Raw genomic sequence first — 24,659 nt, forward strand, 5'->3', positions numbered from 1 at the left:
TCGTGGGGGCCCTATGCGCCGGCGCGGGCGGATTTCAGGATCGCGTCCACGGTGCCGGCCTCGTCCGTCTGGTTGATCTGGTTGACCAGCTCCACTCCCTTGCTCTGGGAGAGGGGCTTGTTGCCCTCGTTGACGGGGGCGTAGTGGAACTCGGCCAGCAGTGCCGCCTTGTCGCCACCGTTCGTGAGGCGCACGATGCCCTTGTTGTCGGACTCCGTGAGTCCCCACATCACCGAGTCACCACCACCGTCACCCCGTGCGGGCGCGGGCACGTAGCTGGAGTACGTGTAGACCTTGCCGTTCACCTGCTCGCTCATGGGCGTCTCCAGCCCGATCAGCGGATGGGCGGGGCGGGTGAACCAGTCGCCCTTGGGCGGCCGGGCCTTGGTGGAGGCCACGGATCCCGTGACCTTCCCGTCCGGGCTCTTCAGCTCCAGGTAGCCGTTGCTCTGCTCAGCCGTCCAGTCCTTGGGGTACTTCACCGTGAACAGTTTGTCCGGGTCCGTGTACGTCTGCGTGAGCTCATAGGTGGCCGCGCTGTCGGCCTCGGCGGGTGTGACCCCCTGAGCCGGTGCCACGGAGCTCTCGCCGCCGGCCGGGGCGCTCGCCTCGGGGTTCGCCGAGGGGCCACCCTGTTCGGGATCGCCGGAGGAGCCGCCCGCGCACCCGGTCACCGTCACGGTGCCGAGCAGCACTGCGGCGACCAGCCATGTTCGAGTGCCGTGTCGCTTCGCCATAGCAAACAGGTTCGCAATCGCGAGTCCTGTGCGCAACGCCACAGCGGGTTCGTCACCAACTCGTGATTTTGCAAACGCATACAGGGGGCGCCAATGTGCGGGAATTCACGGCCTGACCTGCAGTGATGAGCAAGCATGAGATCGGCCCACTTCGGGGGGCATCGTGGTGGGCGCGTGGGTGGGGGCGGGCACGAAGACGCCCGGCCGGATGGTTCCGACCGGGCGTCTTCTGGGGGAGTGGTGCTCGTGACGCGGTGCTCAGGCGCCGGGAACGTCCCGGGGGGTGAGGTACCGCTCGCCCTCCTCGGTGGTCCCGAGGTCGAAGTCGCGTTCCTGCTCCTGCACGCGCTCCTCCACGATGCGCGAGTGGCGCACCGGCTCGACCTCCGGGATGCTCTCGGGGGTCTCGTACTGGGCGGTGTCGTCCTGGGCGGAGTCATCGCGGGAGGCGCGCTCGGCGCGGGATCCGTGCTCGTCCGCACCGCGCCGCACCGCATCGGCACGGTCAGCCTCGCCCGAGGTGCGGCGATCGGTTCCGTGCCCGTCCGCTTCGACCTGCACGGCACCGTCGGCAACGCCGCCGCGCGGGCCCGCCACGTGCTCGGATGCCGTGCGGTCACCCGCGGCCTCCGGCCGCCCGTGGTCGTCACTGCGGCGGTCCTCGGTGAAGCGTTCGCGCGCCACACCACCGCCGGTGTCGAGCCGGTCCGCCGGGTTGTCGGAGACGTTGGGGTTGGCGTCACCGGGGCGCGGCTGGAACTTGCGGGTGCCCGCCAGTGCCTCGGAGTCCACCTCACGGTTGTGCTGGGCGTCCACGGTGCCCTCGTCCACCACGGGGAAACCGGTCTCGCGCAGGGCCTTGGGGGGCTTGCCGTCGTGCTCGTCCGTGGCGGTGCGGCCCTCCTGAGCGGTGCCGCGGGTCGCGGAGCCGGCCGGGGCGGCGTCGTCGTGCGCTGCTGCGCGGGTGTGGTGGCGGGTGCCCGGTTGTTCGGGGTCCCCGTCCGCCGAGCTCTCCTCGGGCTGGGTGTCGCGGCCCGCGCGGGAGTCGTCCTTGCCCTGCACGGTGGTGGGCTGGTCCGGGTCGTCAATCTGGCCGGCGGACGCGATGGGATCCGAGTTCTCGGGGTGCTGAGTCATGTCGAGCCTCCTGAAGTTGACGTGGCACAGGCCACGTGTGGTGTGCTCCATCTTGGCACTGCCCGGGGAATGTGTCAGTAGCCTGACGGCCAGTTCAGCTGGTGGGGGACGTCTCCACCGGGCGGTCCGTGTGGGAGTACTGGGACCAGCTGCCGGGGAACAGCCGTCCCGTGCCCAGGCCCGCGTGCTCGGCCACGAGCAGGTTGTGGCACGCCGTGATGCCGGAACCGCAGTAGGAGATCATCCGGGTGGCGTCCACGACCCCGGCGGCCTCGAACCGCGCTCGCAGCTCCTCGACCGGCTGCAGCGTCCTGTCCTCCTGCAGGTGCTCCCGGCACGGGACGTTCACGGCACCGGGGATGTGCCCCGAGCGGGGATCCACGGGGTCCGGGGCGTGCCCGGCGAAGCGGGTGCGGTCCCGGGCATCCACCACCACGGGACCGTGGGCGGCCTCGTCGATGGTGGCCAGCGCCCCGCGCGGCCACGGGACGGGCGTGAACTCGGCGGCGGGCAGCACGGCGCGGTGCCGCTCCCGCTCCTCGGCGGGGAAGGCGTCCAGGCCGCCGTCCAGCAGGGCGGCGCGGTGGCCCGTGGTGCGCAGCATCCACACGAGACGGGCGGCCATCACGCCACCGGCGTCGTCGTACGCCACCACCGTGGTGGAGTCCCCGATGCCCGCGCGGGACATGGCCGCGGCAAAGTGCTCGGGCGTGGGCAGCGGGTGCCGCCCGCCCTCCGGCTGACCGTGCTCCGCGAGGTCCGCGCCCACATCCACGAACACGGCGCCCGGCAGGTGCCCCTGCAGGTACTCGGCCTGCGCGTTGCGCCCGTCCAGGTACATCCGCGCGTCCGCGAGCACCACCTCGTCCCGGTGCTCGGCCAGCCACTGCGGGGTCACAAAGGGGTCCATGACCGCCTCCTCGTTCGACGACGTCGCGCTGCTCGCCTCCCAGCGTAGGGCGAGGGCTCGGCGGTGGGAATGACGCCGCCCGGCGGAGTTCTCCGACCGCCTGCGCCGCGCTGGTGGGTACGGTGGGGGGATGAACAGGACACTGATGACCGCCCGCCGCAAGGCCAACCGCTCCGCCGTGCTCTCCGGGCTGGCTCTGACCGGGATGGGCATGCTGCACCTGGTGAAGCCCGAGCCCTTCGATGCGCTGATCCCCGAGCAGCTGCCGGGCACCGCGCGGCAGTGGTCCATCGGATCGGGCTACGCGGAGCTGGCCACCGCGGCCCTGCTGCTCGTGCCGCGCACCCGCAGGATCGGCGGGGCGGTGTCCGCCGCGCTGTTCGTGGGCGTGTGGCCGGGGAACATGAAGATGGCGTGGGACTCCCGCCACGCGTCACCCACCCGGCAGGCCATTGCGTACGGGCGGCTGCCGCTGCAGATCCCGCTGATCGTCGGCGCGGTGAAGATCGCGCGCAACGCCTGAGCAGGACCTCCCCGACTACTGCTGGCCACGGTTGAGGCGCACGGCCCAGAACCCGGTGACGGCCAGGGCGGCGATCCCCACGAGGACCGCGAAGGGCACTATCGGTCCGCCCAGCACGAGGCCGAGAACCACCGAGAGCAGCACGGCGAGCCACGCGGCCGAGACGGCGAAGAGAGCGGTCCTGTTGCGGGTCATGCAGTCCTCGTTCCGATGACGACAGCGTCGGGTGCCCGACGCGTGGCGTACACGATAGCCGTAGAGGCATGAGAAACATGCCCACTACTATCAACTCCACACTGTTGCCTTCAGCCCACCATGGTCCCGTGACACCACATCACCGATGCAGGAGGATGCTTTGACCGTGTACAAAGACGATGACCTTCGTGAGCGGCGGGAATCCATGACGGACATTTTGGCGAGCTGGGACCTCGAAGGGGCGCTGCCCGATGCCGCGGCCATGGAGCTCGTCCGGGAATACGTGGCAGGGGTCTTCGGGCTGGACGAGCTGATCCAGAAGATGGCCGACCTTCCGCTGTACCCGGAGCGGGCGGCCTGATGGAAGGGGAGTTCGCCGATCCATACCTGTACCCCGGCACCAATGTCCTGAAGAACATCCCTGGTATCCGTGACCCGCAAGCCGCGTCCAGGTTCGAGCGCCGCGAGACGTTGGTACGCCGTCGTGAACTGGAACGCGATCCGGTGCAGGGAGCGTTCGACCTGACTCACCTGCGGAAGATCCACCGCAGGCTCTACCAGGACGTGTGGGAGTGGGCGGGGCACATCAGGACCGTTGCCCTGACGAAGGGGGCCTCCACATTCCTGCACCCCTCTCGGATCGAACTGGCCTTCAGGGGCATCCACGAAACCCTTCAAGAATCTGCGCTGCTCATGGATCCAGGTATCTCGGACGCGGACTTCGTCGAGCAGGCATCCACCCTGCTGGAACAGGTCAACTATGTGCACCCGTTCCGAGAGGGTAATGGCAGGACGCAACGTGCCTACCTGGACCAGATTGCGGCGCTGTCAGGTCGTACCTTGTCCTGGCGAAACATTGGGCGCATTGAGAACGAACGCGCCTCCATTCGTGCGTTCAACGAGGGAACAGGTGAGCCGTTCAAGCCCCTGATCGAAGAGATCTTGAAACCGCCTCTCGACGGGCTGTCCCTCTTGGACGAGGAGCTGTACCGGGCCAGTAACCCTGACGGCAACTGACCGTTCCACTCTTGCCATGAATTTCCCCTCACGCCCCTAAAGTGGCAGGTATGCGCATCGCCCTCGGACAGTTGCTCAGCACCTACGACCCTGCGGAAAACCTGCGGACCGTCGCGGATCTCGCGCGACGCGCGGGCGGGGACGGGGCAAACCTGCTCGTGCTCCCCGAAGCCACAATGTTCGCGTTCGGGCGCCGGCTCACGGACGTCGCTGAGCCGCTGGACGGGCCGTGGGCGAGCGCCGTCGCCGATCTTGCGCGCGAGCACGCGGTGGCGATCGTGGCGGGCATGTTCACCCCCGGAGACGGCGAGCGCGTGCGCAACACCACGCTGATCGCCCTGCCGGACGGCACCGTGCGCGGCTACGCCAAGATCCACCTCTTCGACGCGTTCGGCTTCCTGGAGTCCGACACCGTGGACCCCGGCGACGAGCCCGTCACCTTCCCCGTGGGGGACACCACCGTGGGGGTGGCCACGTGCTACGACATCCGCTTCCCGCGTCTGTTCACCCGGCTCGCGCACGACGGCGCCACGGTCACCGTGGTCGGCGCGTCCTGGGGTGACGGGCCGGGCAAGGTGGAGCAGTGGGAGCTGCTGGCGCGCGCCCGCGCGCTGGACACCACCTCCTGGGTGGTGGCCGTGGGGCAGGCGAACCCGCTCGCGGCGGGGGAAGAGAACCCGGAGAAGGCCCCGCGCGGCGTGGGGCACAGCCTCGTCGCCGCCCCGGACGGCACCGTGGTGGCATCTCTCGGGGAGGCCCCGGGCTACGCCGTGGTGGACCTGGACATGGACCTCGTGGAGCGCACCCGCAAGGCCATCCCGGTGCTGGCCAACGCGCGGGAGCTGTAGGGCGGGCGTCGGCTCCCGGCCGGCGCGGATGACTGCGGGTACTGGAACGGCGGCGTCGTCCGGGTCGGACCACGGCCCATGGGATTGCGTGAGCTGAGAGAGCTCATCTGGAAGGCGTTTGTCTCCGTCCACCTTCTGGCCGCCCGGCTATGGGCACCGAGCCTGGGACGGGCCTAGGATCAAGGGACTCGGCACGGGGTCAGACGGGCGGTCGGCGGGTCGAGGTGGTGACCGGTACCGGCCGTTGGTGAACGGAGTGTGTGGACCGTGGTTGCAGCATCAATCTTCCTGTGGGCGGCAGTGGCCGCCGTGATCGTGCTCGTGCTCGCGCTGGTCGGCTTCGGCATCTGGGCCGTGGCACGACAGCGCCCCGCCGGGAAACCGGCTCCCGATACTGTGGGCTCGCCAGGGCGCGATTAGCAGAACCCCTGTGGGGCCACGGCGGATCGCGCTCGCGGCCGGGGACCTGTGCGCGGTGGGTGAACGGGCGCTGACACGCGCCGGAGGGCGTGCCTACAGTGGTTGCAGAACACGTCATCAGCCCACTGACGGGTGGGCGTGACCCGCAGTCTCGACCCCTCGGAGGTTCACCATCATGGTTGCCAGCATCCCGAACGACCGCCCGGTCCGCTTTGCGGTGGTGGGCGTCGGTCAGATCTCCCAGCAGGCGTTCATCCCCGGCCTGGACCGGATTGAGGACGCCGAGCTCGCCGCGCTGGTGACCTCGAGTGCGGAGAAGGCGGAGGAGTTGGGCCAGGAGTACGGCGTGGCCGTCTACTCCTACGAGGAGTACCCCGCCCTGCTGGAGTCCGGGGACGTGGACGCGGTGTACGTGGCCACTCCGGTGTTCCGGCACCGCGAGTTCGCGGAGCCCGCGCTGAAGGCCGGCATCCACGTGCTGCTCGAGAAGCCCATGGAGACGTCCGAGGAAGACTGCCAGGCCCTCATCGACGCCGCGGAGCAGAGCGGCGCCACCCTCATGCTCGCCTACCGTTTGCACCAGGAGCCGGGCACCGTGGAGATGATCGAGAAGGTGCGTGACCAGAAGGTCATCGGCGATCCCCGCTACTTCACTGCGGCGTTCTCCCAGGACATCACCGAGGAGAACCACCGGGGGCACTCCGGGTACTGGGGCGGGCCCATCCCGGACCTGGGCACCTACCCGCAGAACATGGTGCGCAACCTCTTCCACGACGAGCCCGTGGAGGTTTACGCCAAGGGCGTGCGCACCCCGGGCCGTGAGTTCAATTTCGACGACACCGTGGCCGTCACCCTCACCTTCCCGGGGGACCGCCTCGCGCAGTTCACCATCTCCTACGCGTCCGAGTCCGTGGAGCGCTTCACGGTCTCCGGCACCGAGGGGGAGATCTCCGCGGAGCCGTGCTTCGGGTTCGGCCCGGACACCGGCATCGAGTACACCCTCACCAAGAACGGCTCCTCCGAGAGCTTCGCTCACGACCCCGTGGAGCAGTTCGGCGGGGAGACCCAGTACTTCGTGGACTGCCTGCGCCAGGGGGTGGCCCCCGAGCCCGACGGGGAGGAGGGCCTGCTGGATGTCCGCGTGAACGCGGCGATCCTGAAGTCCCTGGAGACGGGTGCTCCGGTGGCACTGGAGCCGCGGCGTCGTGAACGCGTCCTGGACTCCCGGCAGGTCTACCGGGTGACCCCGGCGGACGAGCCCGGCGACGACGACCTGGTGGACCAGGTGCCCCAGAACGGCTGAGCCCGCACCCCCTGCACCCTTGCCCCACGAGTGAACGGAAACGGCAGCGCCATGACCCACGAATACGTCCACGAGACCCGCCTGACCCAGCCGCGGGAGCGGGTGTTCGCGTGGCACGAGCGCCCCGGGGCCCTGCCCCGGCTGACCCCGCCGTTCGGCGGCGGCCCGGACCAGGTGCGCCAGGCGCCCTCGGACGGGATCGAACCCGGTTCCGAGGCCAAGCTGGGGGTCTCCGTGCCGGGCACGTTCGGCATGGTCCACCTGCCGTGGACCGCCCAGCACGGTGAGTGGGACCCGCCGCGCTACTTCACGGACCGGATGGCCAAGGGTCCGCTGGGGGAGTGGGAGCACCGGCACGTCTTCGAGGAGACGGAGGCCGGCGGCACGCTCATCCGGGACCGAGTCACGGTGCGGCCGCTGCCGCAGTGGGCGGGCAGGCTCAACGACGTGGGGGAGCGCGTGATGACCCCGCAGCTCAACCGGATCTTCGCCTACCGGGAGCGGCAGCTGAAGGCGGACCTCGCGTTCCACGACCAGCACGACGGGCCCCGGCTGACCATTGCGGTGGCCGGCTCGTCCGGGCTGGTGGGCACGCAGGTGTGCGCCCTGCTGGAGACCGGCGGGCACACGGTGCTCCGCATGAAGCGAGGGGCGGACACCGGGGACGGCGTGATTGGCTGGGATCCGGACCAGGGCGTGCTGAACCCGCACGACCTCGAGGGCGTGGACGTGGTGGTCCACCTGGGCGGCGCGTCCATCGCCACGCGCTTCACGGACGAGAACAAGAAGAAGATCATGAACTCCCGCGTGGACAGCACCCGCCTGCTGGTCCGTGCGCTGGGCCAGGTTCCCGCGGAGAAGCGGCCCCGGGCGCTCGTGGTCTCCTCCGCCGTGGGCTACTACGGCACGGGCCGCGGGGACGAGGTCCTCACGGAGGACTCGCCCTCCGGGGACGGTTTCCTGGCCGAGGTGTGCCGCGAGTGGGAGCGCGCCGCCCACGGTGCCGCCGCGTACGGCATGCGGGTGGTCAACATCCGCACCGGTCTGGTGCTCTCGCCCACGGGCGGTCTGCTCAAGCCCCAGCTCCCGCTGTTGGAGGCGGGACTGTCCGGGCCGCTGGGTGGCGGGAAGCAGTGGCAGAGCTGGATCGGGCTGGACGACATGGCCGGGGCCGTGGCGCACCTGGTGCTCAGCGAGGACGCCGAGGGCCCGTTCAACGTGGCCGCGCCGCAGCCCGTGCGGCAGAAGCAGTTCGCGAAGACCGTGGCCGGGGTGCTGCACCGACCGGCCGTGGTGCCCACGCCCCTGGCCGGCCCCAAGGCCCTGCTGGGCACCCAGGCCACCGAGGAGCTCGTGGCGGCGAGCCAGCGCGTGGACGTGGCCAAGCTGCTGGCCAGCGGCTACCGGTTCCGCAACGAGGACCTGCGCAGCTGCGCCCAGCACATTCTCGGCCGCACGCGCTGACACGAACCGCGGGGGAGCCGTGGGGATTCGGTATCCTGGACCGGTGACATCTCAACACAACCGGCCCCCGGCGCACCTCGGTGCGCTCGTCGCGGCCGACGACAAGGAGTCGGACAGTCCGGCGCAGCTCCGCTGCTCCCCTGATTCCCGCTCGACCGCTTCCCCGTTCCCCCCGCGCGTGACCGCGCCGCGCCCCGAGGTGAGCTGGTGCTGACAGCCTGGCTCCTCCTGCTCGTCTTCCTGTTCCTGGTGCTGGCCAACGCCCTGTTCGTGGCCGTGGAGTTCGCGTTCCTCACCGTGGACCGTCAGGCGGTCCAGCGCGCCCACCAGTCCGGCGACAAGCTCGCCGGCACCATCGAGGAGAGTCTCAAGAAGACCTCCACCAACCTCTCCGGCGCCCAGCTGGGGATCACGGTCACGAGCCTCATGGCCGGCTTCCTCACCGGTCCCAGCCTGGGCACCCTCTTCGCGGAGGGCCTCGGCTGGACGGGGGTTCCCGACGCCGCCGCGGTGGGCATCGCGACCACGGCCGCCTTCATCGTGGCCACCTTCACGCAGATGGTCTTCAGCGAACTGGTCCCCAAGAACTGGGCCATTGCGGACCCCATGCGCGTCACGCGCGTGGTGGTGCTGCCCCAGAAGTTCTTCATGCTCGTGTTCGGATGGCTCGTGACGGTGCTCAACAGCTCCGCGAACGCCGTGCTGCGCATGCTGGGCTTCACGCCCACCGAGGACGTGGCGAACGCCCGCACTGCGGAGGAACTGGCGTCCGTGGTGAGCCGCTCCGGGCGCGAGGGCACCCTGGACGCCGGCACCGCGGAGCTCGTGGCCCGCTCCATCGAGTTCGGTGACCGCACCGCGGCAGACGTGATGCGCCCCCGGCCCCGTGTCACCTTCCTGGATGCGGACGACACCGTGGAGCACATGCTGCTCACCGCGTCCGAGACCGGCCACTCCCGGTTCCCCATCACCGGTGAGTCCGTGGACGACATCGTGGGCGTGGTGCACTACACCCACGCACTGGCGGTTCCCTTCGACGAGCGTGCCGTGGTGCGCGTGAGCGACGTGTGCGTGCCCGCCGACGTGGTCTCCGAGTCCATGACCCTGGATCCCCTGATGCGCCAACTGCGCGGCAAGGGCCTGCAGCTGGCCGTGGTGGTGGACGAGTACGGCGGCACCGCCGGCATCGTCACCCTGGAGGACCTCATCGAGGAGATCGTGGGCGAGATCGACGACGAGCAGGACACCCGCGTGCAGCGCTTCCGCCGCACCCGCGACGGTGGCCTGGTGGTCTCCGGTCTGCTGCGCCCGGACGAGCTGGGCGACGTGCTGCGCGTGGACATGCCCGAGGGCGAGGAGTCCGACACCCTGGGCGGCCTCATGGCGGAGGAGCTGGACCGGCTGCCCGAGGTGGGGGACTCCCTCACCGTGGAGGCCGTGGACCACTACCACCGGGACGAGGACGACCTGCCGACCACCGCCGAGATCCGGCTCGAGGTGATGCGGATGGACCAGCACCGCGTGGACCGTCTGCTGGTGCACCGCGTGGGCGGAAACCCGGACGAGCGGGGCGGCTCGACGTCGTCGACCTCCTGGCAGCCCCCGGGGCGGCCCGATCCGCTGGGCGGGGAGAACCCCGAACCGGTCACTGCCGAGCAGTTCCGCGCCTCCCGGGGCGAGAACCTGGGCGCCCCCGGGTTCCACCGTGACGAGGACGTGTCCGAGGAAGACCCCAGCGAGGAGAACCGATGACCACGAGCACCGCCATCATCGTGCTGGTCCTGCTGCTGGCCGGCAACGCGTTCTTCGTGGCGAGCGAGTTCGCCGTGGTCTCGGCCCGCCGGGACCAGCTGGAACCCCTCGCGGCGGAGGGCTCGAAGTCCGCCAAGTACGCCCTCAAGGGCATCGAGAACGTCTCCACGTCCCTCGCGGCCACCCAGCTGGGCATCACCGCGTGCTCCCTGCTGATCGGTGCCGCGGGTGAGCCCGCGATCGCGCACCTGATCGAGGTGCCCATGCACTGGCTGGGCGTTCCCGAGGCGCTGCTGCACCCGATCGCCCTGGTGATCGCGCTGCTGATCGTCACGTTCCTGCACATGATCCTGGGCGAGATGGTGCCCAAGAACATCGCGATCGCCGTGCCCAGCCGCGCCGCCCAGGTGCTGGGCCCCGTGCTGCACGGGTTCGTGGTGGTGTTCCGCCCGTTCATCTGGATCATGAACGCCACGGCCAACCTCCTGGTGCGCTGGCTGTTCCGCGTGGAGCCCAAGGACGAGGTGGCCTCCGCGTTCACCTCGGACGACGTCCGCGGCTTCGTGGCGGAGTCCGGGCGCGAGGGTCTGCTGGACAACGACGAGATCCGGCTGCTCACTGGTGCCCTGAACTTCGAGAACAAGACCGCCGCGGACGTGGCCCTGCCGCTGACCGGCATGCGCACCGTGCCCTCGGACATCACGGTCTCCGGTGTGGAGCTGCTGTGCGCGGAGACCGGCTACTCCCGGTTCCCGGTGCGGGACCGGGACGAGCGGCTCATGGGCTACATCCACACTAAGGACGTGCTGGGCCTGCCCGAGACCGCCCGTGAGCGCCCCATCCCCCCGGCAATCGTGCGCCGTTTCGCGCGCGTGGCCCCGGGGGACAAGCTGCGCAAGGTCACCCGCACCATGCAGGCCAAGGGCGCGCACTTCGCGCTGCTCGGTGAGGTGGCCCGTGATTCCCGCACCTCGGACGAGTCCGTCTACATCGTCGCGCTCGAGGACGTCCTGGAGGAGCTCGTGGGCGAGGTCCGCGACGCCACCAGCAAACCCGATCAGGAGAACGCCGCATGAGCCCCCGGAAGCTGTACCGCACCGCCGCCACCGCCGAGGCCGTCACCTGGACGCTGCTGATCCTGGGCATGATCGCCAAGTACGTCTTCCACGCCGGGGACCTCCCGGTGCGCATCGGGGGCGGGATCCACGGGTTCGTGTTCCTGAGCTACTGCGTGGCCACCGTGGTCGTCTGGACGGACCGCCGCTGGCCCGCGTCCACCGGCGTGGTGGGGCTGCTGCTGTCGGTGGTCCCGTTCGCCACGGTCCCCTTCGAGCGCCACGTGGAGCGCAGGGGCCTGCTCTCCGACTCCTGGCGCGTGGCACCCGCGGGCACGCTCCCCGCGGACGACGACGCCGCACGGCCGGCTTCCTCCGCCACCTCCCCGCAGCGCGGGGCCGGGTCCGCGGGCACCACGGCCGCCGGGGCGTCCAATCGCACCCCGGCGGCGTCGGCGGAGGTGACTGGCCGCGAGCCCGCGCGCACCCCGGCCGAGAAGCTGCTCGCGGTGATCCTGCGGTGGCCGGTCCTCTCCGGACTGGCCCTGTTGGTGTTCGTGGTGCTGCTCTTCGCGGTGCTGCTCACGGCGGGCCCGCCCACCCAGTGGTTCTCCTGACCTCTCAGGACGCGCAGGACGCCCCGCGTTCCTCCCCGGCAGGGGCTGGAACCCGGGGCGTTCCTCGTCCCACGGGATGACGCGCCGGGCCGTGCGCGGCGGATAGGCTTCCCACGTCATGGCTGCACACATCAGACTCGCCCGCTGGGTGGAGGACCACCCCCACTGGAGCAACGCCGTGCTCGTGGTGCTGGGCGGGCTGGTCACGGCGTTCTTCTCCGCGGTCTCCCTGGGGGACACCCGCACCTGGTGGTGCACGCTCGCGTGCTGGATCCCGCTGTTCTTTCGGCGCGTCAACCCCGTGGCCACGGCGTACTGCGTGGGGGCCCTAAGCCTGCTGAGCCTGCTGGTGCTCAACGTGGCCCCCATCGGACTGTGCCTGTGGGCCGTGCCGTGCGTGGTCTACACCGCGGTGAAGCTCTCACCCACCCCCGTCGGGCGGCGCGTGTACGCGGCGGCGCTGCTGGGCAGCGTGGTGCTGGGGGTGCGCAGCAACCACTGGTTCCTGTTCATGTTCGACGGCTACACCACCCTGGAGTGGGTGCTCGCGGGCACCATGTTCACGGTGGTCACCGCGGCGATCGTCACGGTCGCGTTCCTGGCGGGGGATCTGGCGCGCGGGCGGCGTCGTCGTCGGGAGCAGCTGGAGGACCGCGCGCGGCGCCTGGAGGTGGAGCGCGAGCAGGAGGTGCGCCTGGCAGCCCAGGACGAGAGGGCACGGATCGCGCGGGAGATGCACGACGTGGTGGCGCACTCGCTGTCCGTGGTGATCGCGCAGGCGGACGGGGCGCGCTACGCGGCGTCGTCGGCCCCCGAGGTGGCCGTGGAGACCCTGGGGACCATTGCGGAGACCGCGCGCGGCTCCCTCGCGGAGATGCGCAAGCTGCTGGGCGTGCTGCGCACCGAGGACGAGACGGGCACCGCGCCCGTGCCGCAGCTCGAGCAGATCGAGCACCTCGTGGCCTCCGTGCGCGCGGCCGGGCTGCCCGTGGAGTACCTGGTCAGCGGGGACCCGCACCTGTCCCCGGGCGCGCAGCTGACCCTGTACCGCGTGGTCCAGGAGGCGCTCACCAACGCCCTCAAGCACGCCCCCGCGGCCACCTCGGTGCGGATCGCGGTGGAGCACGGCCTCGGCGGTTCCACGGTGGAGATCAGCAACGACGGCGCCGGGGGTGACTCCCGGGCACCCGGCGGGGGATACGGGCTGCAGGGGCTGCGCGAACGCGTGGGCCTCTACGGAGGCTCCCTGAGCGCGGGCCCGCACCCCGAGCGCCCAGAGGTGTTCGTGCTGCGCGCTACCCTGCCGGGGGAGGAGACATGATGGCAGAGACCCCGGGCGCCACGCCCATCCGCGTGCTCATCGTGGACGACCAGCCGCTCGTGCGCGGCGGTTTCCGCATGCTCGTGGACTCGCAGGCCGACCTCACCGTGGTGGGGGACGTGGACGACGGCGCCGCGGCCGTCGAGGCCGTGCGCTCCGCGGCGCCGGGCGGCCCGGACGTGATCCTCATGGATGTGCGCATGCCCCGCATGGACGGCATCGCCGCGACCCGCGAGATCCTGCGGCTGCGGCCGGAGGTCAGGATCATCGTGCTCACCACGTTCGACCTGGACGAGTACGCCCTGGAGGGCATCCAGGCCGGCGCCAGCGGGTTCCTGCTCAAGGACGCCCGCCCCGAGGAGCTGCTGGACGCGATCCGCACCGTGGCCCGCGGGGACGCCGTGATCGCGCCGTCCACCACGCGGCGGCTGCTGTCCCACCTGGTCTCCGGGGGTTTCCCGCCCGAAGATCGAGCGGCCCCGGGCGGGGCGGCTCAGGCCTCCCGCGCGGGGTCCGGGGGCACGACGCCGCCGGAAGAGCCCCGGTGGCGCGGCGCGGCTCCCGCACCGGGTGCCGACCCCGGCGTTCCCCTCGGTGGTGCGCCCCTCGATGGTGCGCCCGGCACCCCGCAGTCTTGCGAGGGCGGCAGCCCCGGAGGTGCCCCGGCGCGGGACCCGTGGCAGGACCCCCGGCTCGGCACCCTCACGGCCCGTGAGCGCGAGGTCTTCGAGCTGATCGGCGAGGGGTGCTCCAACGGGGAGATCATGCAGCGGCTGTTCCTCTCCGAGCCCACGGTCAAGACCCACGTGTCCCACATCCTGTCCAAGCTGGGCGCCCGGGACCGGGTGCAGGCCGTGGTGATCGCGTACGAGACCGGCGTGGTGCTGCCCGGCTGAGCCCCGATCCACGGCCCGGTCTCATCCCCCGGTATGAGCGGGCGGCCCCGGGTGCGTCGCGCGTCACTGCCGGGGGCACGCCGGGACCGGAAAAGCTCGTACCCCCGTCCGATGTGCGCCGGCCCGGGGGCTCGGAAAATGGAAGCATGACTTCTCCGAACCCCACCCGCACCCCACACGACTCCGCACCCTGGGCCGCCCCGGCGCCCGCACACCCCGGCACCTCCCGGCGTCTGGCCGTGAGCGCGGCCCACGTCTCCCGCACGTACGGTGCCGGCGGCACGGCCGTGGCCGCGCTGCGCGACGTGAGCCTGGAGATCCCCGAGGGCACGTTCGTGGCGGTCATGGGCCCCTCCGGCTCCGGTAAGTCCACGCTGGTGCACTGCCTGGCCGGTCTGGACACCCCGGACCGCAACCCCGAGACCCGCATCGCGGTGGGTGGCCAGGACATCGCCGGGCTCTCCGACGACCAGCTGACCCGCTTCCGCCGCGACCACGTGGGCTTCGTGTTCCAGGCGTTCAACCTGGTCCCCACCCTCACCGCCCGTCAGAACATCGAGCTGCCGCTGTCGCTGGCGGGCAAGAAGGTGGACACCGCCCGCCTGGACGCCCTGGCCACCACGCTGCAGATCACCAAGCGCCTGGACCACCGCCCGGACGAGATGTCCGGCGGGCAGCAGCAGCGCGTCGCGATCGCGCGCGCCCTGCTCTCCCAGCCGGACGTCGTGATCGCGGACGAGCCCACGGGCGCGCTCGACTCGGCCACGTCCCAGGAGGTGCTCGCCCTGCTGCGCCGCTGCGTGGACGAACTGGGCCAGACCGTCGTCGTGGTCACGCACGACGCCACCGTGGCCGAGGCCGCGGACCGCGTGGTGCGTGTGCGCGACGGCCAGATCGTGGCCGACGACGCCCGGGGAGGTGCGCGCTGATGCTGAAGGTCGTCTACTCCCGCCTGACCCGGCAGTGGAGCCGATACGCCCTCGTGGTGCTGTGCGTGGCCGTGTGCGCCGCGTTCATGACCGCGGCCCTGGGGCTCGCGAGCAGCTTGACCACGAGCCTCGCCTCGGACCTCGCGGCACCCTACAAGAACGCGGACGCGGTGGTGCAGAGCACGGACGACGAGAAGGCCCCGGCCGCCGCGGACGCTCAGCAGATCCGCAAGATCGAAGAGCTGCCCGAGGTCCGCAGCGCCTGGGCCTCGCACGGGGCCCCCGTCCAGGCCCAGGGCGGGAAGGAGAACTCACCCAGCGTCATGGGTGACCTGCCCGGGGACCCCTCCCTGCTGCCCGCGGAGCTGACCACGGGTGAGCTGCCCACCTCGGACACCCAGGTGGCCGTCGCCGAGAAGACCGCCGAGGACCTCCACCTGGGGGTCGGGGACACCGTGGAGCTCACCGAGTGGGGCATCGAGAACGGCGCCACCACCCAGTACACCGTGAGCGGGATCGTGTCCCAGAGCTCGTCCTCGAGCCTGCCGGACTGGTACGCCACGCCCGGCGGGCTGGGGCACATGGCCGCAACGGAGGCACCCGGGCTCGCCGGGGGCTCCAGCATCCTGCTGCGCACCGACGGCTCCCTGAGCCAGGAGCAGCTGGACTCCCTGACCACCGAGGTCAACAGGATCCTGGGCACGGGCCAGGGCGGCCAGCCGGCCCTGAGCATCAAGACCCCCGAGCAGTTGGCGGACGACGCCCTCCAGGAGATGTCCCAGGGCACGGACGTGCTCGCGATCTTCCTGGCACTGTTCGCCGGACTCTCCGTGCTGGTGGCGCTGCTGGTGGTCACCAACACCCTGTCCGTGCTCACCGCCCAGCGGGCCCGTGAGCTCGCCCTGCTGCGCTGCGTGGGCGCCACGGGTTCACAGCTGCGCCGCGCGGTGCTGCTCGAGGGGCTGTTCATCGGGGTGCTCGCATCCGCCCTGGGCGTGGCCGCCGTGGCCGGTCTCGTGGCGCTGCTCAACGCCTCGGGCCTCACCGGGTCCCTGACTCTGACCCTCGCCCCCCGGGACGTGCTGGTCGGCTTCGTCACCGGTGTCCTGCTGACCGTCGTCGCCTCCCTGGGTCCGGCCCGCCGTGCCCGTGGGGCCTCGGCGCTGGACGGCCTGCGCGGCTCACGGGCCGCGGACGGGCTGCCCGTGGTGCGCATCGTGTTCGGTGCCCTCGTGCTCGTGGCCGGTGTGGGCGCCCTGGTGTTCGGAGCATCGCAGCACAGCCCCGGGCTGGGGATCGCCGGAGGGCTCGCGGCCTTCCTGGGCGTGGTGCTGACCTCCCGTGCCTACATCCCCGGCATGGTGCGGGGGCGGGCAGGCTGCTGCCCGGCGGGATCCCCTCCCGCCTGGCCGCGGCGAACGCCGCGCGCTACCCCACCCGCACGAGCACCACGGCCACCGCGCTGCTGATCGGTGTGCTGCTGGTCTCCACCGTGCTCACGGGCCAGCACGTGGCCCGCGTGAACCTGCTCAACGAGCTCGACCGCCAGAGCCCCGTGGACATCTCCGTCCCGGCGCAGGCGGGGCAGCTCAGCGCGGACCAGATCTCCGAGCTGGAGGGGCTGTCGAACGTCCTGGGCGTGCAGACCGGAGGGGACCTGCCCTCCGGGGCCGGTGCGACCATCGACGCCGAGCAGTACCTCAACAGCACCCAGGCCACGGACCTGCGCAGCTCCGTGGCGGACATCCTGCACGTGGACGCCAACCAGCTGGGCGGGGCCCTGCTGGAGAAGGCCAGCTACGTGAGCGTCCTGGACGTGCTGCTCACCGTGGTCCTCGGACTGCTGGCCGTGGCCGTGGTGGTGTCCGTGCTGGGCATCGCGTCCACCACGTCCCTGTCCGTGCTGGAGCGCTCCAAGGAGAACTCGCTGCTGCGGGCCCTGGGACTGTCCAAACGGCAACTGGGCGCGCTGATCCGCCGAGAGGCGCTGGTGATCTCCCTGGTGGCCACCCTCGTGGGCCTGGTGATCGGATGGGCCTTCGGAGTGCTGGGCGTGATGGCCGTGCTCCCGGAGGGCATCGCCGTGCACCCCGCGGTGCCGTGGGCGGGCTTTGGTCTGATCCTGGCCGGCGCCGTGGTGGTGGCCGTCCTCGCCTCGGCCTTGCCGGTCCGGCGGGCCACGAAGCTCAGCCCGGTGGAGGGCATGGCCCGGGCGGAGTGAGACCGGGGTGAGCCCATGAACCAGGGGCGTGGTCGCGTACGGGCGGCCACGCCCCTTTTCCTGTGCCGGGGAGGCCCGGGGGTCGATCAGCCCGGCGTGTCTGCCCCCGTGAGCCGGTCCAGGGCGGCCAGGAGACGGTCGAGGATTGCGTGGCGCGCCGCGGCGTCGTCGGGAAGCAGGCCCATGACCGCCTGCTGGTACAGCCCGTCACCCATGGCGAGCACTGCCGTGGCGACCACCGGGTCCTGTACGTCCGCGAGGATCACGCGGTACCACTCGGCGTTCACGCGGGCGCAGGTCTGCTTGGCGCCGGGTTCGCGGGCCTGCACCAGCCGGAAGGCGACGCCCAGGCTGCGGTCCAGTGGGCTGTCCTCGTAGAGCGAGGTGGTGAGGAACTCGCGGGCCGCGCCCTCGGAGGACGCGGTGAGCCGCTCGAGGTCCTCCCGAGCCAGTTCCTCGCAGCGGACCATGGCCGCCTCCACGAGCGCCTGGCGGTGGGGGAAGTGGTAGAGCAGCCCGCCCTTGGAGACTCCGGCGTGGGCGGCCACCGCGTCCAGGGTGGCGGCGCGCTCGCCCTCCGTGAGCACCAGGTGCTCGAAGGCGGCCAGCAGCTTGTCTCGGGCTTCCGGTTTGCGTGGCATGGACGTGCGGGACCTCACGTGGTGACGGGAATCATTGCGGACCTGACGAAGTTAACTGTACCGTCTGGACGGTAAAGACTGGTGAGATGCTCCGAGAACGGAGCACGGTACAAGGGCGTACGTCTCTCGTCCCCCCGCAATCCGAGTCCGAGGAGGTTCCCGAGGTGTCCACGATGGTCGAAGAACAGCGCAAGGCAGGGCCCCGGCAGTGGGCCTCCCTGGTGGTTCTGATGCTCCCCGTGCTCCTGGTGTCCGTGAACAACACGGCCCTGAGCTTCGCCCTGCCCGCGATCTCCCAGGGGCTTCACCCCACGGCGTCCCAGCTGCTGTGGATCGTGGACGTCTACCCCCTGATCCTCGCTGCGCTGCTGATCCCCATGGGCAGCCTGGGGGACCGGATGGGTCGGCGGAAGATGCTCATGATCGGGTCCACGGGCTTCGGTCTGGTGTCCCTGTTCGCCGCGTTCGCCCCCACTGCGGAGTGGCTGCTGGCCGCCCGCGTGGGCATCGCCGTGTTCGGCTCCATGCTGCTGCCAGCCACGCTGTCCCTGCTGCGCTCCGTGTTCCGGGACGACCGCCAGCGCACCCTGGCCATCGCCATCTGGACCGCCGGGTTCAGCGCGGGCGCGGCCCTCGGGCCCATTGCCGGCGGCTTCCTGCTCAACCACTTCTGGTGGGGTTCCGTGTTCCTGCTGGCCGTTCCGGTGCTGCTCGCGTTCCTGGTGGCCGCGCCTCTGATCCTGCCCGAGTCCAAGGACCCCCACCCCGGGCCCGTGGATCCGCTGTCCATCGTGCTGGCCGTGCTCACCATGGCCCCGGTGGTCTACGGCATCAAGTCCCTCGCCACCGGTGGCTCGGTGCTCCACGGTGTGCTGTTCATCGCCGTGGGCGCGCTGTGCGGGCTGCTCTTCGCCCGCCAGCAGGTGGCCAAGGACTACCCGATGCTGGACCTGCGCTTCTTCCGCAGCCCGCGCTTCTCCGGCGGCCTGTCCGTGAACATGGTGTCCAATGTGGCGCTGTTCGGCTTCCTGTTTTTCTTCACCCAGTACCTCCAGCTGGTCAACGGCACGGACCCCATGACCTCCGGGCTGCTCATGGTCCCCGGCCTGGTGCTCTCCATCCTGGCGGGCCTGGGTGCCGAGCGGATCGCACGACTGGTGGGCATCCGCACCGCCGTGGTGCTGGGTCTGCTGCTCGTGGCCGCCGGGTTCTTCGTGGTGGCGTTCACGGATCAGATGGCGTCCTCCGCGCCCATCCTGGTGGCGTTCACCGTGATGAGCGCGGGCACGGGCCTGGCCACCACGCTGTCCACGGACCTCGTGGTCTCCTCCGTGCCCGAGGCCAAGGCCGGCGCGGCGTCGGCCGTGTCCGAGACGGGCTACGAGGTGGGCGCCGTGCTCGGCACCGCCGTGCTGGGCGGGCTGACCACCGCGTTCTACCAGGCGCACCTGGAGCTGCCCGCCGCTGTGAGCGCGGACAGCGCCCAGATCGCGCACGAGACCCTCGGCGGGGCGCTGGACGTCGCGGCGGAGTCTCCCGCGGGCTCCGTGATCGCCGACGCCGCCGTGGCCGCCTTCTCCTCCGGGATGCAGTGGACCGCGCTGATCGGCGGCGTGCTGGTGGCCGTGGTGGCACTGGTCCTGGCCCGCGTGCTCCGCGCGGACCGTCGGGTGCGCCGCGTGCAGGGCTGACGCGCCCGGCCCACGACGCCCCGTCCACCATGCCCAGGGGCCACGACGCCGCCACACCGCTCCGCGACCCGTCTCACGTCTGAGGTGCACTTCTGCCAGGATCCCGTGCCGCGGGAGCGTCAGAAGTGCACCTCAGGCGTGCGGGTGACCCCCGCAATCCGCGCGCCGTGACGTGAGGCGGAGAGACGGTGACGGCGCGAAGGAGGTCAGAATGAGTACATGACCCTGAATGGTTTGGCGGTGGACGCCCCGGTTTACCTGGACTTCGCGCACGACTGGCTGGACCCTGACACGCGTTCACTGCTCGTTCAGGAGCGTCACGAATTCGAGGCTGTCCTGGGAGCACCCGTGGTGTTCACTGAGCCGCCCATCGCCTGCACCCGGTGGGTGGCCGAACGAACGAGCCGGGGTGAAGCCCCTTCACTGGCCTGGGACCCGGACGGCGCCACCCTGCGCAGTCGTGCTAGCGATCCGGATGGACTCCTGGCGACGTTCAGCTTGCTCCAGACACTGGCCCACACGTCGGGTACATGTGTCTACGCTTCTCCCGCGCAGACCGTCGATCAGGCCGTGGAACGCATTCGGAGCGAATGCCTGAACAGCTATCCCTCCTTCGATCTGCGGGGACTGGACCGGGCCGCCTTCTGCGCCGGGGTCCTGGACGACCGTCCTGGGGACTGGGCCGATTTCCTCCCCTGGGCCACACGATGGGTGGCCCAGCTCGGGGATGCGCACACTGCGGTCATGGACCACGGTGCCACGAGGTTCCACCCGCCCTACACGGCCGAGCTCCACGATGTCGGAGCCGTACTGATCCGCGTTCCCGAAGGGTCATCCGCGTACGCGGTTGGTGTCAGGCCGGGGTGGGTCGTGCGCATCGCGGACCCCGACCACTGGCTCTCCACGGTGGGCGCCTCTCCTCAGCAGCACCGGAGGATGGCTGCCCGCTCCGCCATGGCCGTCGCGGGCGAACAGCGCACGTTCGTGGCGGAGGACCCGCGTGGCACGCGCTCGGCGAGGTGGATTGAGTCGGCGGCTCCCCCTGCTGTGGAAGACCTCGTGACGGTTCGGCGGAACCCGGCGGGTGATGTGCAGATTGTGCTGCGGGCGTTCGACCCAGTTGCGGGCATCGAATCCGTGATCGACGACGTCGCCGCGTCAGCCACGGTCACGGATCACATGATCCTCGATCTGCGCGGGAACGTCGGGGGAGACATCATGCTGGCGGGTCGTTTGCGGGATCGCTTCCTGCGCACCAGAACTCTGCTGGGCAGCGCTGCCTTCACGGATGGCCGCGGCGGGTTGTCGGGACCGCGGCCCCGCTGGGCCGAGCCCTCCGTCCGTGGGCGGTGGCCCGGCACGCTGACGGTGGTGGTGGATGCCTCCACGTACAGCGCCGCGGAGGACTTCCTGGTGGGGCTGAAAGGGCTCGACCACGTGACGGTGGTGGGTGAACGCACAGGCGGTGGAAGTGGCCGGCCACGCACGATCCCCCTGGGCCCTGACTGCAGCCTGCGCATCAGCACGGCCATCACCTACGACCGGTCCGGGCACCCGGTGGAGTTCCACGGCATCCAGCCCGACCGCCGCCCCACTCGCGTGTAGCGCACGGCACACCCCTGGAAAGTTTTTGAATGCCTGGGCACCTGCTGTCCATGACACCGCAGGTCACCCCGGTTGTGGAGGTACGCTAACCAAGTTCGCGTACCGAGGGGTAGCCGTCTCTCTCCAGCGACGGAACCAGCCGAGCCAGCGGAGGGACGAGGCATGCACCTGCAGCCCAAGGATCAGGAGAAGCTTCTGGTGGTGGTCGCCGCAGACCTCGCGCGCAGACGCCAGGCGCGGGGGCTCAAGCTGAACTACCCCGAGGCCGTCGCCATCATCACCTACGAGCTCCTGGAGGGCGCTCGCGACGGGCGCACCGTGGCGGACCTGATGAGCTGGGGGAGCACCATCCTCACCCGCGAGGACGTCATGGATGGTGTCCCGGAGATGATCCCGGACGTCCAGGTGGAAGCCACGTTCCCGGACGGCACCAAGCTCGTGACCGTCCACGACCCCATCCGCTGACCTGCGCGAGGAGCACCCATGACCCCCGGAGAGTACGTGCTGGCGGACACCCCCGTGATCTGCAGCGAGGGCCGCGAGGCCATCACCCTGGAGGTCCTCAACCGCGGGGACCGCCCCGTGCAGGTGGGCTCCCACTTCCACTTCGCGGAGGCCAACCGGGCCCTGCAGTTCGACCGCGACCGGGCCGTGGGGCACCGCCTGGACATCCCCGCGGGCACCGCGGTGCGCCTGGAGCCGGGGGACACCACCACGGTGCGGCTGATCCCCCTGGGCGGTGACCGCATCGTCCACGGCTTCCGGGACCTCATGGACGGGCCCCTGGACGCCCACGAGCCGGCCTCCCTGGACGACGACGCCGCGGCCGTCACCCCCGTACGCCACCGCTCCGCAGCGGGAGACGCCCCGAAGCCGCTGCGCCAGCGGGGCGGCTTCTCCAACGAGACCCGCTGACCTCGTCCGGTCCGCACGCGTCCGGCCCACCCGGACGGCACGACGTCGACCAGCACGCTGAACACGCAGAACGAGAAGGTCAACCATGAGCTTTGAGATGAGCAGGGACCAGTACGCGAGCCTGTACGGACCCACCGCGGGGGACGCGATCCGCCTGGCGGACACCGAGCTGTTCGCGCGCGTGGAGAAGGACCTCACCACCCCCGGGGAGGAGGCCGTGTTCGGCGGCGGCAAGGTGGTCCGTGACGGCATGGGCCAGAACGGCCAGCTCGTGCGGGACGTGGGGATCCCGGACCTGGTGATCACCAATGTGGTGGTCATCGACTGGACGGGGATCTACAAGGCGGACGTGGCGGTGCGGGACGGCCACATCCAGAGGATCGGCAAGGCGGGCAACCCGCACGTGATGGACGGTGTGGACATCGTGATCGGCGTGGCCACGGACGTGATCGCCGGGGAGGGCAAGATCCTCACGGCGGGCGGGATCGACTCGCACATCCACTTCATCAGCCCGGACCAGATCGAGACCGCACTGGTCTCCGGGGTCACCACGATGATCGGCGGCGGCACGGGGCCCAGCGAGTCCTCGAAGGCCACCACCATCACCCCCGGTGAGTGGAACATCCACAACATGCTGCGCTCCTTCGAGGAGTTCCCCATGAACTTCGGGCTGCTCGGCAAGGGCCACGGCTCGGCCATCTCCCCCATGGCGGAGCAGATCCGGGCGGGTGCGATCGGACTGAAGATCCACGAGGACTGGGGCGCCACGCCGTCGTCCATCAACACGTCCCTGCAGGTGGCGGACGAGTACGACGTCCAGGTGGCCATCCACACGGACACCCTGAACGAGGCGGGGTTCGTGGAGGACACCCGCGCGGCCATCGCAGGGCGGGTGATCCACACGTTCCACACGGAGGGCGCGGGCGGCGGCCACGCCCCGGACATCATCGAGCTGGCGCAGGACCCGAACATCCTCCCGGCGTCCACCAACCCCACGCTGCCGTACACGCGCAACACCATCGAGGAGCACCTGGACATGCTCATGGTGTGCCACCACCTCAACCCGGACATCCCGGAGGACGTGGCGTTCGCGGACTCGCGCATCCGCAAGGAGACGATTGCCGCGGAGGACGTGCTGCAGGACATGGGCATCTTCTCCATGACGTCCTCGGATTCGCAGGCCATGGGCCGTGTGGGCGAGGTGGTGCTGCGCACGTGGCAGGTGGCTGACTCCATGAAGCGCCAGCGCGGGCAGCTGCCCGAGGACGAGGGCTCGGTGGGGGACAACCACCGCATCAAGCGCTACATCTCCAAGTACACGATCAACCCGGCGATCGCCCACGGCGTCTCCCACACGGTGGGTTCCGTGGAGGAGGGCAAGTTCGCGGACCTCGTGCTGTGGGAGCCCAAGTTCTTCGGGGTCAAGCCGGACCTGATCATCAAGGGCGGGCAGATGGTCCACGGGGTCATGGGCGATCCGAACGCGTCCATCCCCACGCCGCAGCCCCGCTGGTACCGCAAGGCGTTCGGCGCGTATGGCAAGGCGGCCGCGCGCTCGTCCATCACGTTCATGTCCCAGGCCTCCATCCAGGCTGGCGTGCCGCGCTCGCTCGGCCTGGAGAAGGTGGTGCGCGAGTGCCGGGACATCCGCTCCCTCACCAAGGCGGACATGAAGTTCAACGGCGAGACGCCGCAGCTGCGCGTGGACCCGGAGACCTACGAGGTGCGGGTGGACGGCACGCCCGTCACGTGCCAACCCCGCACGGAGCTGCCGCTCGCCCAGCGCTACTTCCTGTTCTGAGGCCCCGGCGGCGCAGCGGCGTCGTCGTCCCGGCACCCCCGGAGGACGACGACGCCGCGCCGCCCCTTCGGCGGTCCGGGGCACCAGCCAAGGCGGTCGCCGGGGAAGCAGGCACGTTCGGAACCCCCGCAATCGACGGAAGGAGACCCGTGATCGTCACCGAGATCCTGGGCAACATCCACGAGGCCTCCGGCCAGGAGCTCGTGGGCGGACGGCACGTGGAGAAGGTGGTGCTGCCCAGTACGGAGCTGGTCAAGCGCATCCAGCGCCTCACCACGGACCACGGCCACGAGCTGGGGCTGCGGCGGCCCGCCAAGGCGCCGGACCTGAAGGACGGAGACGTGCTGGCCGTGGAGGGGGACGCCGAGAACGGCAACGCCGTGGTGGTCCAGGTGCTGCCCACGGACGTGCTGGTGATCGGTGCGCGCTCCATCGTGGAGATGGCGTTCGTGGCGCACAGCCTGGGCAACCGGCACCTGCAGGCACAGTTCTTCGACGAAAACTCCGAGTACGGGGCGCAGGTGATGGTGGTGCAGTACGACCACACCGTGCAGGACTTTCTGGACCACCACGGGGTGCCGTACTCCCGGCAGGAGCGCGTCATGCCCGTGCCGTTCCGTCACGCCGAGCACACGCACTGAGGCCGTGACGGATTTGAGCC

General features: G+C 70.7%; 26 protein-coding genes. 21 read left to right on the plus strand and 5 right to left on the minus strand.

Going from position 1 to position 24,659, the window contains the following annotated elements; all coding sequences use genetic code 11:
• Positions 1 to 11 precede the first annotated feature (11 nt).
• The 3 genes from P8S73_RS08120 to P8S73_RS08130 form a co-directional block, all read right to left on the minus strand.
• Positions 12 to 737, minus strand: coding sequence for a hypothetical protein (locus P8S73_RS08120; RefSeq protein WP_224764846.1), 726 nt, complete (start codon positions 735 to 737; stop codon positions 12 to 14).
• A gap of 258 nt (positions 738 to 995) precedes the next feature.
• Positions 996 to 1,874: a hypothetical protein gene (locus P8S73_RS08125; RefSeq protein WP_121566484.1), complete on the minus strand. Its 879-nt coding sequence runs from the start codon at positions 1,872 to 1,874 to the stop codon at positions 996 to 998.
• Between the two features lie 94 nt (positions 1,875 to 1,968).
• Complete coding sequence (locus P8S73_RS08130) at positions 1,969 to 2,784, minus strand: sulfurtransferase (protein ID WP_121566485.1); 816 nt, start codon at positions 2,782 to 2,784, stop codon at positions 1,969 to 1,971.
• A 130-nt stretch (positions 2,785 to 2,914) separates the two neighbouring features.
• Between P8S73_RS08130 and P8S73_RS08135 the strand changes: the two genes are divergently transcribed.
• A complete protein-coding gene (locus P8S73_RS08135) occupies positions 2,915 to 3,307 on the plus strand; it encodes a membrane protein (protein WP_019310847.1) in 393 nt (130 codons plus the stop codon).
• Positions 3,308 to 3,322: 15 nt separating this feature from the next.
• Here P8S73_RS08135 and P8S73_RS08140 read toward each other — a convergent pair whose 3' ends face one another.
• Positions 3,323 to 3,502 (minus strand): hypothetical protein, encoded by a 180-nt coding sequence (locus tag P8S73_RS08140; protein WP_121566486.1) that lies wholly within the window; start codon positions 3,500 to 3,502, stop codon positions 3,323 to 3,325.
• Positions 3,503 to 3,707: 205 nt separating this feature from the next.
• Between P8S73_RS08140 and P8S73_RS08145 the strand changes: the two genes are divergently transcribed.
• From P8S73_RS08145 to P8S73_RS08210, 14 genes are all read left to right on the plus strand, one after another.
• Positions 3,708 to 3,863, plus strand: coding sequence for a hypothetical protein (locus P8S73_RS08145; RefSeq protein ID WP_161936985.1), 156 nt, complete (start codon positions 3,708 to 3,710; stop codon positions 3,861 to 3,863).
• Positions 3,863 to 4,519 carry a Fic family protein gene (locus tag P8S73_RS08150; RefSeq protein ID WP_121566487.1) on the plus strand — a complete coding sequence of 219 codons (657 nt, stop codon included), beginning with the start codon at positions 3,863 to 3,865 and terminating at the stop codon, positions 4,517 to 4,519. The genes P8S73_RS08145 and P8S73_RS08150 overlap by 1 nt, the downstream gene beginning before the upstream one ends.
• 50 nt (positions 4,520 to 4,569) lie before the next feature.
• The gene (locus tag P8S73_RS08155) at positions 4,570 to 5,367 is read left to right on the plus strand and encodes a carbon-nitrogen hydrolase family protein (protein ID WP_121566488.1); all 798 of its coding nucleotides are present in this window, start codon (positions 4,570 to 4,572) and stop codon (positions 5,365 to 5,367) included.
• A gap of 267 nt (positions 5,368 to 5,634) precedes the next feature.
• Complete coding sequence (locus P8S73_RS08160; protein WP_396350322.1) at positions 5,635 to 5,787, plus strand: hypothetical protein; 153 nt, start codon at positions 5,635 to 5,637, stop codon at positions 5,785 to 5,787.
• A 175-nt stretch (positions 5,788 to 5,962) separates the two neighbouring features.
• On the plus strand, positions 5,963 to 7,090 hold the full coding sequence (locus tag P8S73_RS08165; protein WP_396350323.1) for a Gfo/Idh/MocA family protein: 1,128 nt from the start codon (positions 5,963 to 5,965) through the stop codon (positions 7,088 to 7,090).
• Positions 7,091 to 7,141: 51 nt separating this feature from the next.
• Complete coding sequence (locus P8S73_RS08170; RefSeq protein ID WP_396350324.1) at positions 7,142 to 8,554, plus strand: TIGR01777 family oxidoreductase; 1,413 nt, start codon at positions 7,142 to 7,144, stop codon at positions 8,552 to 8,554.
• A 207-nt stretch (positions 8,555 to 8,761) separates the two neighbouring features.
• Entirely contained in the window at positions 8,762 to 10,306 is a 1,545-nt protein-coding gene (locus P8S73_RS08175; RefSeq protein WP_070637411.1) for a hemolysin family protein, read from the plus strand.
• Positions 10,303 to 11,382 carry a hemolysin family protein gene (locus P8S73_RS08180; RefSeq protein WP_144802567.1) on the plus strand — a complete coding sequence of 360 codons (1,080 nt, stop codon included), beginning with the start codon at positions 10,303 to 10,305 and terminating at the stop codon, positions 11,380 to 11,382. Before P8S73_RS08175 ends, P8S73_RS08180 begins: the two co-directional genes overlap by 4 nt.
• Entirely contained in the window at positions 11,379 to 11,978 is a 600-nt protein-coding gene (locus P8S73_RS08185; protein ID WP_144802570.1) for a DUF3817 domain-containing protein, read from the plus strand. Before P8S73_RS08180 ends, P8S73_RS08185 begins: the two co-directional genes overlap by 4 nt.
• A gap of 118 nt (positions 11,979 to 12,096) precedes the next feature.
• Complete coding sequence (locus P8S73_RS08190) at positions 12,097 to 13,299, plus strand: sensor histidine kinase (RefSeq protein WP_396350325.1); 1,203 nt, start codon at positions 12,097 to 12,099, stop codon at positions 13,297 to 13,299.
• The gene (locus P8S73_RS08195; RefSeq protein WP_144802576.1) at positions 13,299 to 14,195 is read left to right on the plus strand and encodes a response regulator transcription factor; all 897 of its coding nucleotides are present in this window, start codon (positions 13,299 to 13,301) and stop codon (positions 14,193 to 14,195) included. Before P8S73_RS08190 ends, P8S73_RS08195 begins: the two co-directional genes overlap by 1 nt.
• Before the next feature lie 146 nt (positions 14,196 to 14,341).
• Entirely contained in the window at positions 14,342 to 15,124 is a 783-nt protein-coding gene (locus P8S73_RS08200) for an ABC transporter ATP-binding protein (protein WP_260859432.1), read from the plus strand.
• Positions 15,124 to 16,593, plus strand: coding sequence for an FtsX-like permease family protein (locus tag P8S73_RS08205; RefSeq protein WP_396350326.1), 1,470 nt, complete (start codon positions 15,124 to 15,126; stop codon positions 16,591 to 16,593). The genes P8S73_RS08200 and P8S73_RS08205 overlap by 1 nt, the downstream gene beginning before the upstream one ends.
• A gap of 5 nt (positions 16,594 to 16,598) precedes the next feature.
• Positions 16,599 to 17,345 (plus strand): ABC transporter permease, encoded by a 747-nt coding sequence (locus tag P8S73_RS08210; RefSeq protein WP_396350327.1) that lies wholly within the window; start codon positions 16,599 to 16,601, stop codon positions 17,343 to 17,345.
• An 86-nt stretch (positions 17,346 to 17,431) separates the two neighbouring features.
• On the opposite strand, the gene P8S73_RS08215 is transcribed toward P8S73_RS08210, so the two are convergent.
• Positions 17,432 to 17,986, minus strand: a complete 555-nt coding sequence (locus tag P8S73_RS08215) for a TetR/AcrR family transcriptional regulator (RefSeq protein WP_396350328.1) — start codon at positions 17,984 to 17,986, stop codon at positions 17,432 to 17,434.
• A 173-nt stretch (positions 17,987 to 18,159) separates the two neighbouring features.
• Between P8S73_RS08215 and P8S73_RS08220 the strand changes: the two genes are divergently transcribed.
• The 6 genes from P8S73_RS08220 (at position 18,160) to ureE (ending at position 24,639) form a co-directional block, all read left to right on the plus strand.
• A complete protein-coding gene (locus P8S73_RS08220) occupies positions 18,160 to 19,677 on the plus strand; it encodes an MFS transporter (protein ID WP_070637629.1) in 1,518 nt (505 codons plus the stop codon).
• A 219-nt stretch (positions 19,678 to 19,896) separates the two neighbouring features.
• Entirely contained in the window at positions 19,897 to 21,282 is a 1,386-nt protein-coding gene (locus tag P8S73_RS08225) for a S41 family peptidase (RefSeq protein ID WP_070637421.1), read from the plus strand.
• Positions 21,283 to 21,444: 162 nt separating this feature from the next.
• Positions 21,445 to 21,747, plus strand: coding sequence for an urease subunit gamma (locus tag P8S73_RS08230; RefSeq protein ID WP_070637423.1), 303 nt, complete (start codon positions 21,445 to 21,447; stop codon positions 21,745 to 21,747).
• Between the two features lie 18 nt (positions 21,748 to 21,765).
• The gene (locus tag P8S73_RS08235) at positions 21,766 to 22,197 is read left to right on the plus strand and encodes an urease subunit beta (protein ID WP_070637425.1); all 432 of its coding nucleotides are present in this window, start codon (positions 21,766 to 21,768) and stop codon (positions 22,195 to 22,197) included.
• Between the two features lie 85 nt (positions 22,198 to 22,282).
• Entirely contained in the window at positions 22,283 to 23,998 is a 1,716-nt protein-coding gene (gene ureC / locus P8S73_RS08240) for an urease subunit alpha (protein WP_070637427.1), read from the plus strand.
• A 149-nt stretch (positions 23,999 to 24,147) separates the two neighbouring features.
• Complete coding sequence (ureE, locus tag P8S73_RS08245) at positions 24,148 to 24,639, plus strand: urease accessory protein UreE (RefSeq protein ID WP_070637429.1); 492 nt, start codon at positions 24,148 to 24,150, stop codon at positions 24,637 to 24,639.
• Positions 24,640 to 24,659: the final 20 nt, after the last annotated feature.

It is taken from the genome of Kocuria sp. ChxB, from assembly GCF_044359605.1.
Classification (GTDB): Bacteria; Actinomycetota; Actinomycetes; order Actinomycetales; family Micrococcaceae; genus Kocuria; species Kocuria rhizophila.

What these genes read in the sequence shown, in the direction of transcription:
- ureC (WP_070637427.1), top strand. Translation starts at nt 22,283, where the DNA reads ATGAGCTTTGAGATGAGCAGGGACCAGTACGCGAGCCTGTACGGACCC.
- P8S73_RS08200 (WP_260859432.1), top strand. Translation starts at nt 14,342, where the DNA reads ATGACTTCTCCGAACCCCACCCGCACCCCACACGACTCCGCACCCTGG.
- P8S73_RS08140 (WP_121566486.1), bottom strand. Translation starts at nt 3,502, where the DNA reads ATGACCCGCAACAGGACCGCTCTCTTCGCCGTCTCGGCCGCGTGGCTC.
- P8S73_RS08230 (WP_070637423.1), top strand. Translation starts at nt 21,445, where the DNA reads ATGCACCTGCAGCCCAAGGATCAGGAGAAGCTTCTGGTGGTGGTCGCC.
- P8S73_RS08165 (WP_396350323.1), top strand. Translation starts at nt 5,963, where the DNA reads ATGGTTGCCAGCATCCCGAACGACCGCCCGGTCCGCTTTGCGGTGGTG.
- P8S73_RS08190 (WP_396350325.1), top strand. Translation starts at nt 12,097, where the DNA reads ATGGCTGCACACATCAGACTCGCCCGCTGGGTGGAGGACCACCCCCAC.
- P8S73_RS08155 (WP_121566488.1), top strand. Translation starts at nt 4,570, where the DNA reads ATGCGCATCGCCCTCGGACAGTTGCTCAGCACCTACGACCCTGCGGAA.
- P8S73_RS08205 (WP_396350326.1), top strand. Translation starts at nt 15,124, where the DNA reads ATGCTGAAGGTCGTCTACTCCCGCCTGACCCGGCAGTGGAGCCGATAC.
- P8S73_RS08185 (WP_144802570.1), top strand. Translation starts at nt 11,379, where the DNA reads ATGAGCCCCCGGAAGCTGTACCGCACCGCCGCCACCGCCGAGGCCGTC.
- P8S73_RS08145 (WP_161936985.1), top strand. Translation starts at nt 3,708, where the DNA reads ATGACGGACATTTTGGCGAGCTGGGACCTCGAAGGGGCGCTGCCCGAT.
- P8S73_RS08120 (WP_224764846.1), bottom strand. Translation starts at nt 737, where the DNA reads ATGGCGAAGCGACACGGCACTCGAACATGGCTGGTCGCCGCAGTGCTG.
- P8S73_RS08215 (WP_396350328.1), bottom strand. Translation starts at nt 17,986, where the DNA reads ATGCCACGCAAACCGGAAGCCCGAGACAAGCTGCTGGCCGCCTTCGAG.
- P8S73_RS08135 (WP_019310847.1), top strand. Translation starts at nt 2,915, where the DNA reads ATGAACAGGACACTGATGACCGCCCGCCGCAAGGCCAACCGCTCCGCC.
- P8S73_RS08170 (WP_396350324.1), top strand. Translation starts at nt 7,142, where the DNA reads ATGACCCACGAATACGTCCACGAGACCCGCCTGACCCAGCCGCGGGAG.
- P8S73_RS08235 (WP_070637425.1), top strand. Translation starts at nt 21,766, where the DNA reads ATGACCCCCGGAGAGTACGTGCTGGCGGACACCCCCGTGATCTGCAGC.
- P8S73_RS08150 (WP_121566487.1), top strand. Translation starts at nt 3,863, where the DNA reads ATGGAAGGGGAGTTCGCCGATCCATACCTGTACCCCGGCACCAATGTC.
- P8S73_RS08225 (WP_070637421.1), top strand. Translation starts at nt 19,897, where the DNA reads ATGACCCTGAATGGTTTGGCGGTGGACGCCCCGGTTTACCTGGACTTC.
- P8S73_RS08130 (WP_121566485.1), bottom strand. Translation starts at nt 2,784, where the DNA reads ATGGACCCCTTTGTGACCCCGCAGTGGCTGGCCGAGCACCGGGACGAG.
- P8S73_RS08125 (WP_121566484.1), bottom strand. Translation starts at nt 1,874, where the DNA reads ATGACTCAGCACCCCGAGAACTCGGATCCCATCGCGTCCGCCGGCCAG.
- P8S73_RS08180 (WP_144802567.1), top strand. Translation starts at nt 10,303, where the DNA reads ATGACCACGAGCACCGCCATCATCGTGCTGGTCCTGCTGCTGGCCGGC.
- P8S73_RS08195 (WP_144802576.1), top strand. Translation starts at nt 13,299, where the DNA reads ATGGCAGAGACCCCGGGCGCCACGCCCATCCGCGTGCTCATCGTGGAC.
- P8S73_RS08220 (WP_070637629.1), top strand. Translation starts at nt 18,160, where the DNA reads ATGGTCGAAGAACAGCGCAAGGCAGGGCCCCGGCAGTGGGCCTCCCTG.